Here is a 15,234-nt window from a genome sequence, read left to right on the forward strand (position 1 = left end):
GGCATGGCCCTGCCCGTCCCCCTGCTCGACACCCTGCGCGCGATCTTTCCCGGCGACGCGCTGGACAGCGGCGACGACGCCCTGCGCACCGCGGCGGGCGACTACTCGCGCCATGCGCACCGGCCGGACGTCGTGGTCTATCCCGCCACGCACGCGCAGGTGGAGTCACTGGTTCGCGCCTGTCGCGAGCATCGCGTGCCGCTCACCGCGCGCGGCGGCGGCACCAGTTCCACCGGCGCTTCGGTGCCGCTGGCCGGCGGCGTGGTGGCAAATTTCCAGCGCATGGATCGTATCGTGCGCATTGCGCCAGGCGATCGCCTCGCGGTGGTCGAACCGGGCGTCACCAACGAGGCCTTGCAGCAGGCGCTGGCCCCGCACGGGTTCTTCTGGGCGCCCGATCCGGGCTCGGCACCGTGGTGCACGATAGGCGGCAATCTCGCCTGCAACGCAGGCGGACCGCGCGCGCTGAAATACGGCGCCACCCGCGACAACGTGCTGGGCTTGCGCGCCGTGGCCGGCACCGGCGCAGGTTTCGCGGCCGGCACGCACACCACCAAGGATTCCACCGGCTACGACCTCACGCGCCTGATCATCGGCTCGGAAGGCACGCTGGCGCTCGTCACCGAGGCCACGCTCAAGCTCACGCCCCGGCCCTCCGCGGTGCGCTCGCTACGCGCCACCTATCGCGACACGGCCAGCGCGGCGCAGGCGGTCGCGCGCATCATGGCGCAGCCGGTGACGCCCGCGGCGCTGGAATTCATGGATGCGCTGGCGCTCAAGCTGGCGCGCGACCACGCGCCGGACGCGGACGTGCCGCAGGCGGGCGCGCTGCTGCTGATCGAGGTCGACGGCACGCCGGAAACCGTCAGCTTCGCGCAGGACGCCGTGGCGCGCGCCGCGCGCGGCGAAGGCCTGATCGCGCTGGACATCGCGGCGGACGCCAGCGAAAACGCCGCGCTGTGGGCCGCGCGCAAGGCGCTCTCGTTCGCCCAGCGCGCGGCGACCCAGCACAAGATCAACGAAGACGTGGCGGTGCCGGTGAGCCGTCTGCCCGAACTCGTCGCCGGCGCGCAGGCGCTGGCCGCCAAGCATGCGGTCCCGCTGGTGTGTTTCGGCCACGCCGGCAACGGCAACCTGCACGTGAACCTGCTGCCGCGCGACGTGGACGAGATCGAACGTGGCTACGCCGCACTGCCCGAACTGTTCGCGCTGGTGATCGCGCTGGGCGGCACGCTGTCGGGCGAGCACGGCATCGGCGTGGTGAAGCGCGACTACCTGCCGCTGGCGCTGGGCGAGTCGACCATCGCGTTGATGCGCTCGGTCAAGGCCGCGTTCGATCCGGATGGCATCCTCAACCCCGGCAAGGTGGTTTGAGGGCCGGTAATGGGGAACAGGAAACAGGGAATGGAGAAGACGAAGAAAAAGCCAGGCTTGATGCAGCAGCAGCACGCCATGGATACCCTGCTGGCGGAGATCCGCTGCGGCCACACCTGCGCGATGCAACAGCCGCCGGGGCGGCGGCCGGTGCTGCAGGCTTCCGTGCGGTCGCGCCTGCTGATTGTCAGCCAGGCGCCGGGGCGCAAGGTGGAGGAGAGCGGCATCCCCTTCGATGACGTCAGCGGCGAACGCCTGCGCGACTGGCTGCAGATCGACCGCGACACGTTCTATGACGCCGAGCGCGTGGCGATCGTGCCGATGGATTTCTGCTATCCCGGCAAGGGCAGGAGTGGCGACCTGCCGCCGCGGCCGGCATGCGCCGCGATCTGGCATCCGCGCCTGTTTTCGTTGCTCACCGGCGTGCAACTGACGCTCGCCATCGGGCAGTACGCGCAGGTGGGCATGCTCGGCGACGCACGTGATGCCACGCTCACCGACACCGTGCGCAACTGGCGCACGCACCTGGCCCGCGGCGTGCTGCCGCTGCCGCATCCGAGCCCGCGCAACCGGCCGTGGGTGATGCACAACCTGTGGTTCGAAGCCGAGTTGCTGCCGGTGCTGCGCGAGCGCGTCGCGGGCGCGCTGAACACCGTCCCCGAACCAGGATAGCCCGCAGGAGCCCGCTCGCGGGCGATGCTTTTGGGGCCGGATCAGGGATTCGCAATTCGCAATTCGCAAAGGCGAGAGCAAGGGCATCGCCCGCGAGCGGGCTCCTGCGGGCGGCGCGACGGCTTCCGTTGCAACGTGCCTTGCCGGTTTCCGGGGGATTCTCTAACCTGCCCCGCTACGACATCGTGGCCACGGGGCCGACCCCGGCCTTGCAGGGGAACCCTCGTCCATGAGCCTCAAGCTCCGCCTCACCGTACTCAATTTCTTCCAGTACTACATCTGGGGCGCGTGGCTGCTGACCATCGGCACCTGGTGGTTCCAGAACCAGCACTGGTCGGGTACCAGCTTCGGCGCGATCTTCTCGACCATGGGCATCGCCTCGCTGTTCATGCCCTCGCTGGTCGGCATCGTGGCGGACAAGTGGATCAATGCCGAACGCCTGTACGGCATGCTGCAGATCTGCGGCGCGGTGGTGCTGTTCTCGATCCCGCACGTCACCGATCCGGAACAGATGTTCTGGGTGATGCTGCTGAACATGTGCTTCTACATGCCCACCATCTCGCTGGCGATCACGGTGGCCTACAACGCGCTCAAGCAGGATGGGCTCGACGTGGTCGTCACCTATCCGCCGATCCGCGTGTGGGGCACGATCGGTTTCATCGCCGCGACCTGGACCACCAGCCTGCTCGGCTTCAAGGCCTCGCCCGCACAGTTCCACGTGGCAGCGGCTGCTTCGCTGCTGCTGGGCCTCTACGCCTTCACCCTGCCCAAGTGCCCGCCCAAGCTGGGCGCCGCCGAGGGCCGCAGCCTGGTCGACAGGCTCGGCCTCACCTCGTTCGTGCTGTTCAAGAACCGCAACATGGCGGTGTTCTTCATCTTCGCGATGCTGCTGGGCGCGGCGCTGCAGCTGACCAACGCCTACGGCGACGCCTTCCTCAGCGACTTCGTCAAGGTGCCCGAGTACGCCAACCTGCTGGCGGTGAAGTACTCGACCATCATCATCTCCATCTCGCAGTTCTCCGAAACCGCGTTCATCCTGACCATCCCGTTCTTCCTCAAGCGCTTCGGCATCAAGGCGGTGATGACGATGAGCATGCTGGCATGGGTGCTGCGCTTCGGCCTGTTCGCGTTCGGCGACCCGGCCGGCGGGCTGTGGATGATCGTGCTCTCGTGCATCGTCTACGGCATGGCGTTCGACTTCTTCAACATCTCCGGCTCGCTGTTCGTGGAAAGCCAGGCCGACCCGAAGATCCGCGCCAGCGCGCAGGGCCTGTTCATGCTGATGACCAACGGCGTGGGGGCGGTGCTGGGCAGCCTGATCGCCGGCTTCGTGATCGACCATTTCTTCACCGACCACAGCTGCAATGACACGGTGCTGATCTGCAAGGACTGGCACGGCATCTGGCTGGCCTTCGCCGGCTACTCGCTGGTGATGGCGCTGCTGTTCGTGCCGCTGTTCAAGCACCGGCACGACCGCGCCGCCGCGCAACGGGTGGTGCCCACGCACTGATCCGGCGGCGGCCGGTCACGGATTGTTATTGCGAATCATTTTCATTTACCATGCGCCTCCTCATGCCGGAGGCCACATGTCCCTTGCCGTTCGCCCGCTCATCCCCTTGCTCGCCCTTGCCCTCGCCGGCACCGCCCAGGCGGCCGACCAGATCTCCGCCGTCACGCTCGAACGGGTCGAGGTTTCCGAAAGCACCCTGCGCATGCCGCAGAGCCAGGGCGCGCTGCCGACCACGATCACGGTGATCACCGCCGAGGATCTGCGCCAGCAGTTGGCGATCAACCCGGACCTCTCCGACGCCATCGGCAACCTGCTGCCCTCGTTCGCCCCCTCGACGCAGAAGCTCAGCTCGCGCGGGCAGACCCTGCGCGGACGCAACCCGCTGTACATGATCGACGGCGTGCCGCAATCGAGCCCGCTGCGCAACGGTTCGCGCGATGCCTACACGATCGACCCGGCGATGATCGAGCGGATCGAGATCGTCGAGGGTTCCAACGCGATGCAGGGGCTGGGCGCCGCCGGCGGCATCATCAACATCATCACCAGGCGTGCACCGAAGCAGGACGGCCTGCGCCAGGAAGTCACCGCCAACGCCAGCGCGCCCACCCGCGGCGGCAACGGCCTGGGCTACGGCGCCTCGTACCTGCTCGCCGCGCGCAGCGGCGCGTTCGAGTTGGTCGCCGGCGCGGCGTGGCGCGAGCGCGGCATGTACGCGGACGCCAAGGGACGGCTGATCGGCGTCGACGGCACCCAGGGCGACCTGATGGATTCGGCGAGCACCGACGGCTTCCTCAAGCTCGGCTACGACTTCACCGACACGCGCCACCTGCAGCTCACCGTCAACCGCTTCGACCTCAAGGGCCACGGCGACTACACCGCCGTGTCCGGCGACATGGCCAACGACCTGCCGACCACGTCGGTGCGCGGCAAGCAACCCGGCGACGCCCCGCGCAACCGCGTGCTGACCAGCAGCCTGGACTACCGCGACACCGCGCTGGCCGGCGGCGAGCTGCGCGCCCAGCTCTACCACCAGAAGAACCGCGAGCTGTTCGGCGGCGGCACGTTCGGCACCTTCCAGGACCCGGCCTATGGCCCCGGCCTGCTGTTCGACCAGTCGCAGAATGTCTCGACCAAGGACGGCGCGCGGCTGTCATGGGCACGGCGCGGCCTGCTCGACGACACGCTCACCGTGCTGGCCGGCGCCGACGGCTACCGCGACACCACCTTCCAGGAACTGACCCACACCGGCCGCCACTGGGTGCCGGACAGCACCTACACCGGCTGGGCGCCGTTCCTGCAGGCCGAATACTGGCCGCTGCACACGCTGTCGCTGTCCGGCGGCCTGCGCCGCGAGCACGGCACGCTGGATGTGCCCACGTTCCAGACGCTCGCCTTCTACAACGCCGTCACCGTGCAGGGCGGCAAGCCCAGCTTCAGCAAGACGCTGCCGAACTTCGGTGCGGTCTGGTACCTCACCGGCCAACTCAACCTGTTCGCCAGCTACGCCGAGGGCTACACCCTGCCCGACGTGGGGCGCGTGCTGCGCGCGATCAAACAGCCCGGCCAGAGCGTGGCCGACTTCCTCGACCTGAAACCGGTGGTGTCGGACAACCGCGAGGCGGGCGTCGAGTATCTCGGCGAACGCGCGGGGGCGCGCCTGAGCTACTACGTCTCGCGCTCGCGGCTGGGTTCGGTGCTGGTGTTCGACGCGCCCAACCAGGTCTACAACGTGATGCGCCAGCGCGTGTCCATCAGCGGCTGGGAGGCGCGCGCGAACTGGCAGCCGCTGGAAGGCACCCGGCTGGATGCCTCCTTCGCGATCAACCGCGGCCGCTCCGACCGCAACAGCGACGGCAGGATCGACTCGGACCTGGACGGCGCCAACATCGCGCCCAACCGGCTCAACCTGTCGTGGACGCAACGCTGGAACGACGCCTGGTCGAGCTACCTGCAACTGAGCCACCTGTACAGCCGCGACTTCAGCACGCTGGGCCAGCGCACGGCGCACTTCGACGGCTACGGCACCGCCGACGCCTACGTGAAATGGCAAACCAGGAGCGCCGGCGACTGGACGCTGGGCGTGCAGAACCTCGCCAACAAGCAATACATCAACTATGTCTCGCAGACCGTCGGCGACGACGACTCGTACTTCGCCGGCCGCGGCCGCGTGGTCTCGCTGACCTGGCAGCAGGCCTTCTGAAGTGTCCGCCGCCGCGACCGCGATCGAGGCATCCGCGCGCCGCGCCGACGCGGTGCGGTACTGGCTCAAGCGCCTGCACCGGTGGGTCGGCCTCAGCGTCGGGCTGGTCTACGCGCTGATCGCGCTCAGCGGCAGCGTGCTGGTGCTGCAGGGTCCGCTGCTGCGGCTGCTGCATCCGCCGCTGGCCGCACATGCGTTGCCCGACGCGGCGGCGCGCGCGGCCGTGCTATCGCGCATCACGCACGAATGGCCGTCCAGGGGACTGCGCGGCGCCGATCTGCCGACCGCCGGGCTGCCGGTATGGCAACTGTATTTTTCCGACGGCTCACGGCGCTACCTCGATCCCACCAGCGGCGACCTGCTGCTGACGCGTGCACCCGGCAGCGACCTGCTGCTGACCTTGCGCGACTGGCACACCCACCTGCTCGCCGGGAAAACCGGCGAGGCCGTGCTGGGCGTGCTTGGCTGGCTCATGCTGGGGCTGCTGCTTTCCGGCGTGTGGCTGTGGTGGCCGGGCCGGCGGAACCTGCGCGGCAGCCTGCGCCTCCATACCCAGCCACCGGCACGGCGCTGGGTCAGCTGGCATCGCAGCATCGGCGCGCTCAGCCTGCCGTTGCTGCTGCTGGTGACCCTGACCGGCACCTTGATGGTCTACGGCAAAGGCACCCGGCACGTCCTGCAGACACTGTTCGCGGATGCGCCGGCCACGCCGACGCCGGCCCGCATCGCGCCGCGCCCACAGGCGATCGACTGGGCGGCGGTGCTCGACGCCGCGCAGCACGCGCTGCCGGGCGCCGAATTGCGCCGCATCGCGCTGCCCTCGGCCGACGACGGCCGCGTGACGATCCGCGCGCGGGCGCCGGGCGAATGGCATCCGGTCGGGCGCAGCCAGGTGTGGCTCGATCCCTACCGGGCCCAGGTGCTGGGCGCCGTCGACGCCACCGCCGAGGGCACCGGCGCGCGCATCAGCAACGCGGTCTATCCGCTGCACGCCGGCAGCGTGGGCGGCCTGGCCGGGACGCTGCTGGTGCTGCTGTGCGGCCTGCTGCCGCCATTCTTCCTGGTGACCGGGTTCCTGTTCTGGCGCACGCGCCAGCGGCGCCAGCGCCGATAAGCCAGCGCCGATAAGCGATCCCGGAGGCCGTCGGCGCGGCCGTTTCCGCGATTCACCTACAATGGGCGGATGCAAATCGGCCCTTACCTGATCGACCCGCCGCTGGTGCTCGCCCCGATGGCGGGCGTCACCGACAAGCCGTTCCGCCTGCTGTGCAAGCAGCTGGGCGCGGGCCTGGCCGTGTCCGAGATGACCAGCGCCGACCCGTCCCTGTGGCAGACGCGCAAGTCGCTGCGCCGGATGGACCACGCCGGCGAACCCGAGCCGGTCAGCGTGCAGATCGCCGGCTACGATCCCGCGATGCTGGCCGAGGCGGCCCGCTTCAACGTCGCCAATGGCGCGCAGCTCATCGACATCAACATGGGTTGCCCGGCGAAGAAGGTGTGCAATGTGTGGTCCGGTTCCGCGCTGCTGCAGGACGAGCCGCTGGTGGCGCGTATCGTGAAGGCGGTGGTGGAGGCGGTGGACGTGCCGGTGACACTCAAGATCCGCACCGGCTGGAACCGCGAGAACAAGAATGCGCTGAACATTGCGCACATCGCCGAGGACGCCGGCATTGCCGCGCTGGCCGTGCACGGCCGGACCCGCGCCGACAAGTACGAGGGCGAGGCCGAGTACGCCACCATCGCCGCGGTGAAGGCCAGCGTGCGCATCCCGGTGCTGGCCAACGGCGACGTCTGCACGCCGCAGCAGGCGAAGCACGTGCTCGCCGTCACCGGCGCCGATGCCGTGATGATCGGCCGCGGCGCGCAGGGCCGGCCGTGGATCTTCCGCGAGATCGCCCACTACCTCGCCACCGGCGAACTGCTGCCCGAGCCCGAACCGGCCGAAGTCGCCGCGATCCTGCTCGGCCACCTCGAACACCTGCATGCCTTCTACGGCGAACCGGCCGGCGTGCGCATCGCGCGCAAGCACCTGGGCTGGTACGCGAAGGACCGTCCCGAGAACGCCGCGTTCCGGCAGGTGGTCAACCGCGCCGAGACGGCCAGCGAACAGTTGCGGCTCACCCGCGACTACTTCACCGCGCTGGCGAGCGGTCTGGCCATGGCAGCCTGAGCGCGCAGGCAGTCACCGCGGCAGCTGTCCGCGCAAACCGCTGTCCATCTCAGGCCATCGCGCGTTCCAGATAACGCTGGCGCTTGCGCGGTCGCAGGCATTCCAGATCCACTTCGATCAGGCCATCGATGGAGCCGCTGAACTCCGGGTCCACGCCGAAAGCGAGGAAGCGCGCGCCGCCGGGTTCGCACAGTTCGGTGTACTGCTTGTACAGCGTCGGCACCGAGGTGCCGAGCCGGGCCAGCGCGGTTTTCATCGCCTCGAACGCGGCGGTGATGTCGAGTCCGTCGAAGGTCGGTGCCGGCGCCGCGAAGGCGAACGGCCGGCGCGCGCTGGCCAGCGTCCGTTCGCTGCCGTAGAAACGCTGGTAGTAGCCGACCAGCTGCTCGCTGGCATGCCGCGGCAACGCCGCGCTGATCGACACCGCACCGTAGAGGTAGCGCACGCCCGGGTGGCGCCGCAGGTAGGCGCCGATGCCTTGCCACAGGTAATCGAGGCTGCGGCTGCCCCAGTAATCCGGCACCACGAAGCTGCGACCCAGCTCCAGCCCGGCGGCCAGCCGCGGCACGGCCGCGTCGGCGTAGCGAGACAGCGAGGCGGTGTACAGGCCGGCCAGTCCGGCGCGGGCCAGCGCCTCGGCGCCGCGCATCACGCGGTAGGCGCCGGCGATGCGGCCGGCCTGCGCGTCCCACACCAGGATGTGGTCATAACTGGCGTCGTAGCGGTCGAGGTCGCGGCTGCAGCCGGTGCCCTCGCCGACCTGGCGGAAGGTCAGCTCGCGCAGGCGGCCGATCTCCTGCAGCAACGGCGAACCGCCGGCATCGCGCGCCAGGCGGATCTGCTTGCCGTCGCTGGTGGCGCCGAGCAGCTCGGTCGCGTCCACGGCGCGCACCAGTTCGCGCGCGCCGATGGCCGGCGCCAGCGGCAACGGGCCCACGGGTGCGGGCGTTTCCGCGCGGCCGGCGGCATCCAGCGCGTGGCGGACGCGCCGCACGGCCGCGTGCTCGCCTTCGCTCTCGCCGATCGTCAGCAAGTCGCCCACGTGCAGGTGCAGCGGACGGCGGTGGCGGGTGAACATCTCGCGCGCCAGCAGCGCCGCCGATGCCGGCCGGCACAGCGCCGACATGCCGTAGAACAGCGCGGAATTGCGCGCCTCGACACGCACCGGCAATACCGGCGCCGACGCACGCCGCGCAAAACGCAGGAAGCCGGCGCGCCAGCGGCCGTCGCGCACGCCGCGCAAACCCAGCCGCGACACCTCGCCGGCGGGAAACACGATCACGCATTCGCCCCGGCGCAAGGCACGTTCGACCCGGCGCAACTCGACCACGCCGGCGGCGCCGCCGAACACGCGCACCGGCAGCAGCAGTTCCGCCAGCGGTTCCACCAGCGCCAGCACCTCGTTGGCAAGCACCCGCACGTCGCGCCGCACGCGTCCCACCATGTCCAGCAGGGCCAGCGCATCGAGCGCGCCGCAGGGATGGTTGGCGACCACCAGCAGCGCCCCGTGCGCGGGTATGCGCACCAACGCGGCGGTGTCGACCTCATGGCGCGGTTCCAGTTCGCGCAAGGCAGCCGCGACGAAGGCCAGTCCGCGCAGCTGCGCATGTTCGGCATGGAACGCGTCGATCCGGTCGAGACCCGACCAGCGCGCCCACCACCGCAGCAAGGTCGCCGCGAGGCGCCCGCGCCGACCGCGAAACCAGCGTGGATAACGCTGCCGCAAACGCTGCTCGATGGCTTGCATGTCACGCCCCTCGCGTTGGCCTGACGCCAGCTTGCGGAGCTTCGGCGACACCACGATTGCCCCGCTGCGACAGCGGCGTGACAGCCGTGGCGTCGAACCGCTCCGCCACGACACGCAGGCCATGCCTGCGTTAGGCTCGGGATTGCCGTGCCCGCATCCGGACGTCCGAGGAGTACCGATGAGAAAACGCCTGTGGCCGCTGTGCCTGCTTTCCCTGCTGGCGCTGGTATCCGTCAGCGGAGTCCACGCTGCCGGCCAGACCATCAAGGTCTACCCGATCGCCGCCGGTACCGCCGCGACGGTGACGCCGGCCACCGAGCTCAAGCGGGCGAACCAGCCACTGCTGGTCGGGGTGAAGGTGGCGCCGCCGTTCGTGATCGAGGACCACGGCCACTACAGCGGCCTGGCGATCGACCTGTGGCAGGAGATCGCCGCCGACCGCGGCTGGAAATACGTCTACCGGCCCTACGACCTGGACGGCCTGCTGCAGGCGGTCAGCGACAGCAAGGTGGACGTGGCGCTGGGCGCGATCACCGCCACCGCCGCGCGCGAACAGCGGATGGATTTCGCCCACCCGATCACCAGCTCGGGCCTGGCCGTGGCGGTGCGCGGCGGGCAGACCGCCGGCTGGCTGGCGGTGGCGCGGGCACTGGTGTCGCCGGCCTTCCTCAAGGTGATCGGCTCGCTGACGCTGCTGTTGCTGGTGGTCGGCTTCCTGGTCTGGCTGCTCGAACACAAGCGCAACCCGGAGCAGTTCGGCGGCAGCCGCCGCCAGGGCATCTTCTCCGGCTTCTGGTGGGCGATGGTGACGATGACCACGGTCGGCTATGGCGACACCGCGCCGCGCACGGTCGGCGGACGCATCATCGGCCTGGTGTGGATGCTGGCCGCGCTGCTCATCGTGTCGTTCTTCACCGCGGCGATCACCAGCGCGCTGACCGTCGGCCAGCTCAGCGAGCGCATTCGCAGCGCCGCCGACCTGGGCGGCATGCGCATCGCCAGCGTGCCGGACAGCACCAGCGCCAACTGGCTCGACCGCGAGCAATTCGACTACGCCAAGGCCCGCGACGTCGATGCCGCGCTGGCGGAGCTGGCCGCCGGCCGCGTCGACGCCGTGGTCTACGACGAACCCCTGTTGCGCTGGAACATCCGCCGGCACTTCCGCGGTCAGCTGAAGGTGCTGCCACTGCTGCTGGAGCGGCAGGACTATGCTTTCGCCCTGCCCACCGGCAGCCGCCTGCGCGAACCGATCGACACCTCGCTGCTGCAGCGGATCAACGCGCCGGACTGGCCGCAGCGGCTGGACAAGGCCTTCGGCGCAACCGGCCAGTGAACGGGCCAACGCGCGACGCCAACCCGTTCGGCCGTCCATACGGCTGAACGGAAACCCACCCCCGCCACGCCCCGCGGACGGGGAGGCTGCAAAGTCGAAGTGGTCGATGTATCATGCCCGACCTCTTTTATCTTTCTATCCGTACAAAGGGATATAAACCGCGATGTCCAACTACCTGTTCACCTCCGAATCGGTCTCCGAAGGCCATCCGGACAAGGTCGCCGACCAGATCTCCGACGCCGTGCTCGACGCGATCATCGCGCGCGACCCGCGCGCCCGCGTGGCCTGCGAAACCATGGTCAAGACCGGCGTGGCGATCGTCGCCGGCGAAATCACCACCGGCGCCTGGATCGACCTCGAGGCGATCACCCGCAAGGTGATCCTCGACATCGGCTACAACTCGTCCGACGTCGGCTTCGACGGCGCCACCTGCGGCGTGATCAACCTGATCGGCAAGCAGTCGCCGGACATCAACCAGGGCGTGGACCGCAAGAACCCGGAAGACCAGGGCGCCGGCGACCAGGGCCTGATGTTCGGTTACGCCACCAACGAAACCAAGGATTTCATGCCGGCGGCGATCTACTACTCGCACCGGCTGGTCGAGCAGCAGGCGAAGATCCGCAAGCGGAAGAACTCGCCGCTGCCGTGGCTGCGCCCGGACGCCAAGAGCCAGGTCACCCTGCGCTACGAGAACGGCGTGGCCACCGCGATCGACGCCGTGGTGCTGTCGACCCAGCATGACCCGTCGGTCAAGCAGAAGGACCTGGTCGAGGCCGTGCGCGAGCACATCCTCAAGCCCGTGCTGCCTGCCAAGCTGATGCACAAGGCCACCAAGATCCACATCAACCCGACCGGCAAGTTCGTCATCGGCGGCCCGGTGGGCGACTGCGGCCTGACCGGCCGCAAGATCATCGTGGACACCTACGGCGGCTGGGCCCGCCACGGCGGCGGCGCGTTCTCCGGCAAGGACCCGTCCAAGGTCGACCGCTCGGCCGCCTACGCCGCGCGTTACGTCGCCAAGAACATCGTCGCCGCCGGCATCGCCGACCGCTGCGAGGTGCAGGTGAGCTACGCGATCGGCGTGGCGCATCCGACCTCGATCTCGGTCACCACCTTCGGCACCGGCAAGATCAGCGACGAGAAGATCGAGAAGCTGATCCGCAAGCACTTCGACCTGCGTCCGTACGGCATCCTGCAGATGCTCGACCTGATCCACCCGATGTACCAGCAGACCGCCAGCTACGGCCACTTCGGCCGCACCCCGCAGGTGGTCAAGGACGCCAGCGGCAAGTCCTACACCACCTTCTCGTGGGAAAAGACCGACCGCGCCGAGGCGCTGCGCAAGGACGCGAAGCTGTAGGAGCGCATCTTGTGCGCGAACACCGCGCACCGAAAAAAACGGGCCGCCTCGCGCGGCCCGTTTCGTTTTGCCGTCGTACGCCTCACCGTCCCGGGACACGACGCGCGCCAGCGCAATCATCGCTGATTTCTTTGCCGCCGCGGGCAGCATTGCCCTACGCCCATCCGCGCGCCGCACCGATTCCACGCCCGTTCCGCCGGACTCATGCTGAACTTTCCACCAATGCAGATCGCAAGGAAGCCGCATGCCTTCAGTCCCGCGCCGCCACCATCCCTTTGCCCTGACTGCCGTGCTTCTGCTGGCGCTGGCACCCCCGCTCGTTGCGGCGCAGACCGGGCAAATGGAAGGCGAGAACCTGCTGATGTCGCTCCCCGACGGCTTCGTTCCCGCCTACCACAATCAAAAGGGTTCCGTGGCGATCTCCGAGATGATCCCCAGCGGCGAGACGCTCGATCACTGGAGCGAGATCCATACGATGCTCGTCCTCTACGGCGGCGGTAACCTGCCGATCGATGCCTATGTCGAGCGCGTGGGGCAAAGCTTCCGCAAGGATTGCGACATGGCCGACACGGTTCCGATCGCCAGTGGCACCGAGAACGGCTACAAGTTCGCGTTCTGGCTGCAGACCTGCTCGTACTTCGACCGGAAGAAGCCGCCGGAAACCACCTGGTTCAAGATGATCAACGGCAACGACAGCAGTTATGTCGTGCAGCACGCGGTGCATGCCGAGCCGACCACGGAGCAGACCGTGCGCTGGGCCCGGTACTTCGCCACGGTCAAGGTTTGCGACTCGCGCATTCCCGACCGGGCTTGCCCGCACGTCCAATAGCCGGCTCGGGCGCCGCCGGTCACGCCGCAACGTCGCTGCCAAGTACAATGGGCGAATGTCCCTTATCCAATTGCAACGCGTCGACTTCAGCATCGGCGGCCCGCTCCTGCTCGAACACGTCGATCTGTCGATCGAGGCGAACGAGCGTGTCTGCATCGTCGGTCGCAACGGCGAAGGCAAATCCACCCTGATGAAGCTGATCGCCGGCGAGCTGCACGCCGACGACGGCGAGGTGCGCATCCAGAACGGCGTGGTGGTAGCGCGGATGGCGCAGGAAGTGCCGCAGGGCACGGCCGGCAGCGTGTTCGACGTGGTCGCCGAAGGGCTGGGCGATCTCGGTCGGCTGCTGGCGCGCTACCACCACCTGCTGGCCGAAGGCGACTTCGACGCGCTCGGCGACGTGCAGCACCAGATCGAGGCGCAGCACGGCTGGGACCTGGACCGCCGCGTCAGCGACGTGCTGACCCAGCTGGAACTGCCCGGCGAGACCGACTTCGCCGCGCTGTCCGGCGGCATGAAGCGCCGCGTGCTGCTGGCCCAAGCGCTGGTGCGCAAGCCCGACGTGCTGCTGCTGGACGAACCGACCAACCATCTCGACATCGAGGCGATCGGCTGGCTGGAAACCTTCCTCAAGCAGTTCGCCGGCAGCATCCTGTTCGTCACCCACGACCGCAGCTTCCTGCGCGCGCTGGCGACGCGCATCGTCGAGATCGACCGCGGCGCGCTCACCGACTGGCCGGGCGACTACGACAACTACCTGCGCCGACGCGAGGAACGCCTGCACGCCGAGGCGCAGGCGAACGCTCTGTTCGACAAGAAGCTGGCGCAGGAGGAAGTGTGGATCCGCCAGGGCATCAAGGCCCGGCGCACCCGCAACGAAGGCCGCGTGCGCGCGCTGAAGGCGCTGCGTGCGGAACGTGCGCAACGCCGCGAGCTGGGTGGCAACGTGAAGATGACGGCGGCCAGCGCGCAGGCTTCGGGCAAGAAGGTGATCGAGCTCAGGCACGTGCACCAGGCCTACGACGGTCGCGTGCTGATCGACGACCTCACGACCACCGTGATGCGCGGCGACCGCATCGGCATCATCGGCCCCAACGGCGCCGGCAAGAGCACCCTGCTGAAGATCATGCTGGGCGAACTCACCCCGCTGCGCGGTACCGCCGAGCTGGGCACCAATATCGAAATCGCCTACTTCGACCAGCACCGGCTGCAGCTCAACGACAAGCTCAATGCGCTCGACAACGTGGCCGAGGGCCGCGAGTTCATCGAGCTCAACGGCCAGCGCAAGCACATCATCGGCTACCTGCAGGATTTCCTGTTCTCGCCCGAGCGCGCCCGCGCGCCGATCACCCGCCTCTCCGGCGGCGAGCGCAACCGCCTGCTGCTGGCCAAGCTGTTCGCGCAGCCGTCGAATCTGCTGGTCATGGATGAACCGACCAACGACCTCGACGTCGAGACGCTGGAGCTGCTGGAAGAACTGCTGACCGACTACCAGGGCACCCTGCTGCTGGTCTCGCACGACCGCGCCTTCCTCGACAACGTGGTCTCCAGCACCCTGGTGCTGGAAGGGGAAGGCCGCATCGGCGAATACGTGGGCGGCTACAGCGACTGGCTGCGCCAGCGGCCCACCGCGCGCAGCACCCCGGCCACCGGCAAGGCCGCCGCGCCGGCTCCGACACCTGCGGCGCCCGTGGCGGCAAAGCGCAAACGCAGCTTCAAGGAACAGCACGAGCTGGAGCAACTGCCAAAGCGCATCGAGCAACTGGAAGGCGATATCGCCGCGCGCACCGCCGCGATGAACGAGCCGGCCTTCTTCCAGCAGGACAGCGCGGCCATCGTCAAGGCGAACGAGGCGCTGGTGAAGTTGCAGGCCGAACTGGATGCAGTCTACGCGCGCTGGTCGGAATTGGATGGCTGAGCGAAGCAGGAGTGAGCGCAGAGCAGAGACCTCCCGCTCATGTGCTTTCTCTCGTTTCTCACGCCTCTCCACTCACTTCTCGCCCTTCCTCCCGGCGTATCATTCGGGGATCTTTCCCACG

11 protein-coding genes are annotated in these 15,234 nt (G+C 68.8%); 10 read left to right on the forward strand and 1 reads right to left on the reverse strand.

All coding sequences use genetic code 11. The features are described from left to right. Positions 1 to 3 precede the first annotated feature (3 nt). The 6 genes from ACVCMI_RS15990 to dusB all read left to right on the forward strand — a co-directional run bounded on the left by ACVCMI_RS15990 (position 4) and on the right by dusB (position 7,926). Positions 4 to 1,374, forward strand: coding sequence for an FAD-binding oxidoreductase (locus tag ACVCMI_RS15990; protein WP_447098147.1), 1,371 nt, complete (start codon positions 4 to 6; stop codon positions 1,372 to 1,374). Between the two features lie 30 nt (positions 1,375 to 1,404). Next, complete coding sequence (locus ACVCMI_RS15995) at positions 1,405 to 2,046, forward strand: uracil-DNA glycosylase family protein (RefSeq protein WP_447098146.1); 642 nt, start codon at positions 1,405 to 1,407, stop codon at positions 2,044 to 2,046. Between the two features lie 229 nt (positions 2,047 to 2,275). Continuing rightward, positions 2,276 to 3,556, forward strand: coding sequence for a nucleoside permease (locus ACVCMI_RS16000; protein ID WP_447098145.1), 1,281 nt, complete (start codon positions 2,276 to 2,278; stop codon positions 3,554 to 3,556). A gap of 76 nt (positions 3,557 to 3,632) precedes the next feature. Continuing rightward, positions 3,633 to 5,756 (forward strand): TonB-dependent receptor, encoded by a 2,124-nt coding sequence (locus ACVCMI_RS16005; protein WP_447098144.1) that lies wholly within the window; start codon positions 3,633 to 3,635, stop codon positions 5,754 to 5,756. A 1-nt stretch (position 5,757) separates the two neighbouring features. Then, positions 5,758 to 6,870 (forward strand): PepSY-associated TM helix domain-containing protein, encoded by a 1,113-nt coding sequence (locus tag ACVCMI_RS16010; RefSeq protein ID WP_447098143.1) that lies wholly within the window; start codon positions 5,758 to 5,760, stop codon positions 6,868 to 6,870. A 69-nt stretch (positions 6,871 to 6,939) separates the two neighbouring features. Further along, a complete protein-coding gene (gene dusB, locus ACVCMI_RS16015; RefSeq protein WP_447098142.1) occupies positions 6,940 to 7,926 on the forward strand; it encodes a tRNA dihydrouridine synthase DusB in 987 nt (328 codons plus the stop codon). A 49-nt stretch (positions 7,927 to 7,975) separates the two neighbouring features. Here the strand turns inward: dusB and ACVCMI_RS16020 are convergent, their stop codons facing one another. Further along, the gene (locus ACVCMI_RS16020; RefSeq protein WP_447098141.1) at positions 7,976 to 9,673 is read right to left on the reverse strand and encodes a lysophospholipid acyltransferase family protein; all 1,698 of its coding nucleotides are present in this window, start codon (positions 9,671 to 9,673) and stop codon (positions 7,976 to 7,978) included. Positions 9,674 to 9,851: 178 nt separating this feature from the next. Here ACVCMI_RS16020 and ACVCMI_RS16025 point away from each other — a divergent pair, with 178 nt between their 5' ends. The 4 genes from ACVCMI_RS16025 to ACVCMI_RS16040 all read left to right on the forward strand — a co-directional run bounded on the left by ACVCMI_RS16025 (position 9,852) and on the right by ACVCMI_RS16040 (position 15,113). Continuing rightward, a complete protein-coding gene (locus tag ACVCMI_RS16025) occupies positions 9,852 to 11,006 on the forward strand; it encodes a transporter substrate-binding domain-containing protein (protein ID WP_447098140.1) in 1,155 nt (384 codons plus the stop codon). A gap of 163 nt (positions 11,007 to 11,169) precedes the next feature. After that, positions 11,170 to 12,366 carry a methionine adenosyltransferase gene (gene metK / locus ACVCMI_RS16030; protein ID WP_447098139.1) on the forward strand — a complete coding sequence of 399 codons (1,197 nt, stop codon included), beginning with the start codon at positions 11,170 to 11,172 and terminating at the stop codon, positions 12,364 to 12,366. Positions 12,367 to 12,655: 289 nt separating this feature from the next. After that, complete coding sequence (locus tag ACVCMI_RS16035) at positions 12,656 to 13,195, forward strand: hypothetical protein (protein ID WP_447099570.1); 540 nt, start codon at positions 12,656 to 12,658, stop codon at positions 13,193 to 13,195. Positions 13,196 to 13,250: 55 nt separating this feature from the next. Continuing rightward, positions 13,251 to 15,113 (forward strand): ATP-binding cassette domain-containing protein, encoded by a 1,863-nt coding sequence (locus tag ACVCMI_RS16040; RefSeq protein ID WP_395120121.1) that lies wholly within the window; start codon positions 13,251 to 13,253, stop codon positions 15,111 to 15,113. Positions 15,114 to 15,234: the final 121 nt, after the last annotated feature.

This window comes from Rhodanobacter sp. UC4448_H15 (genome assembly GCF_052978265.1).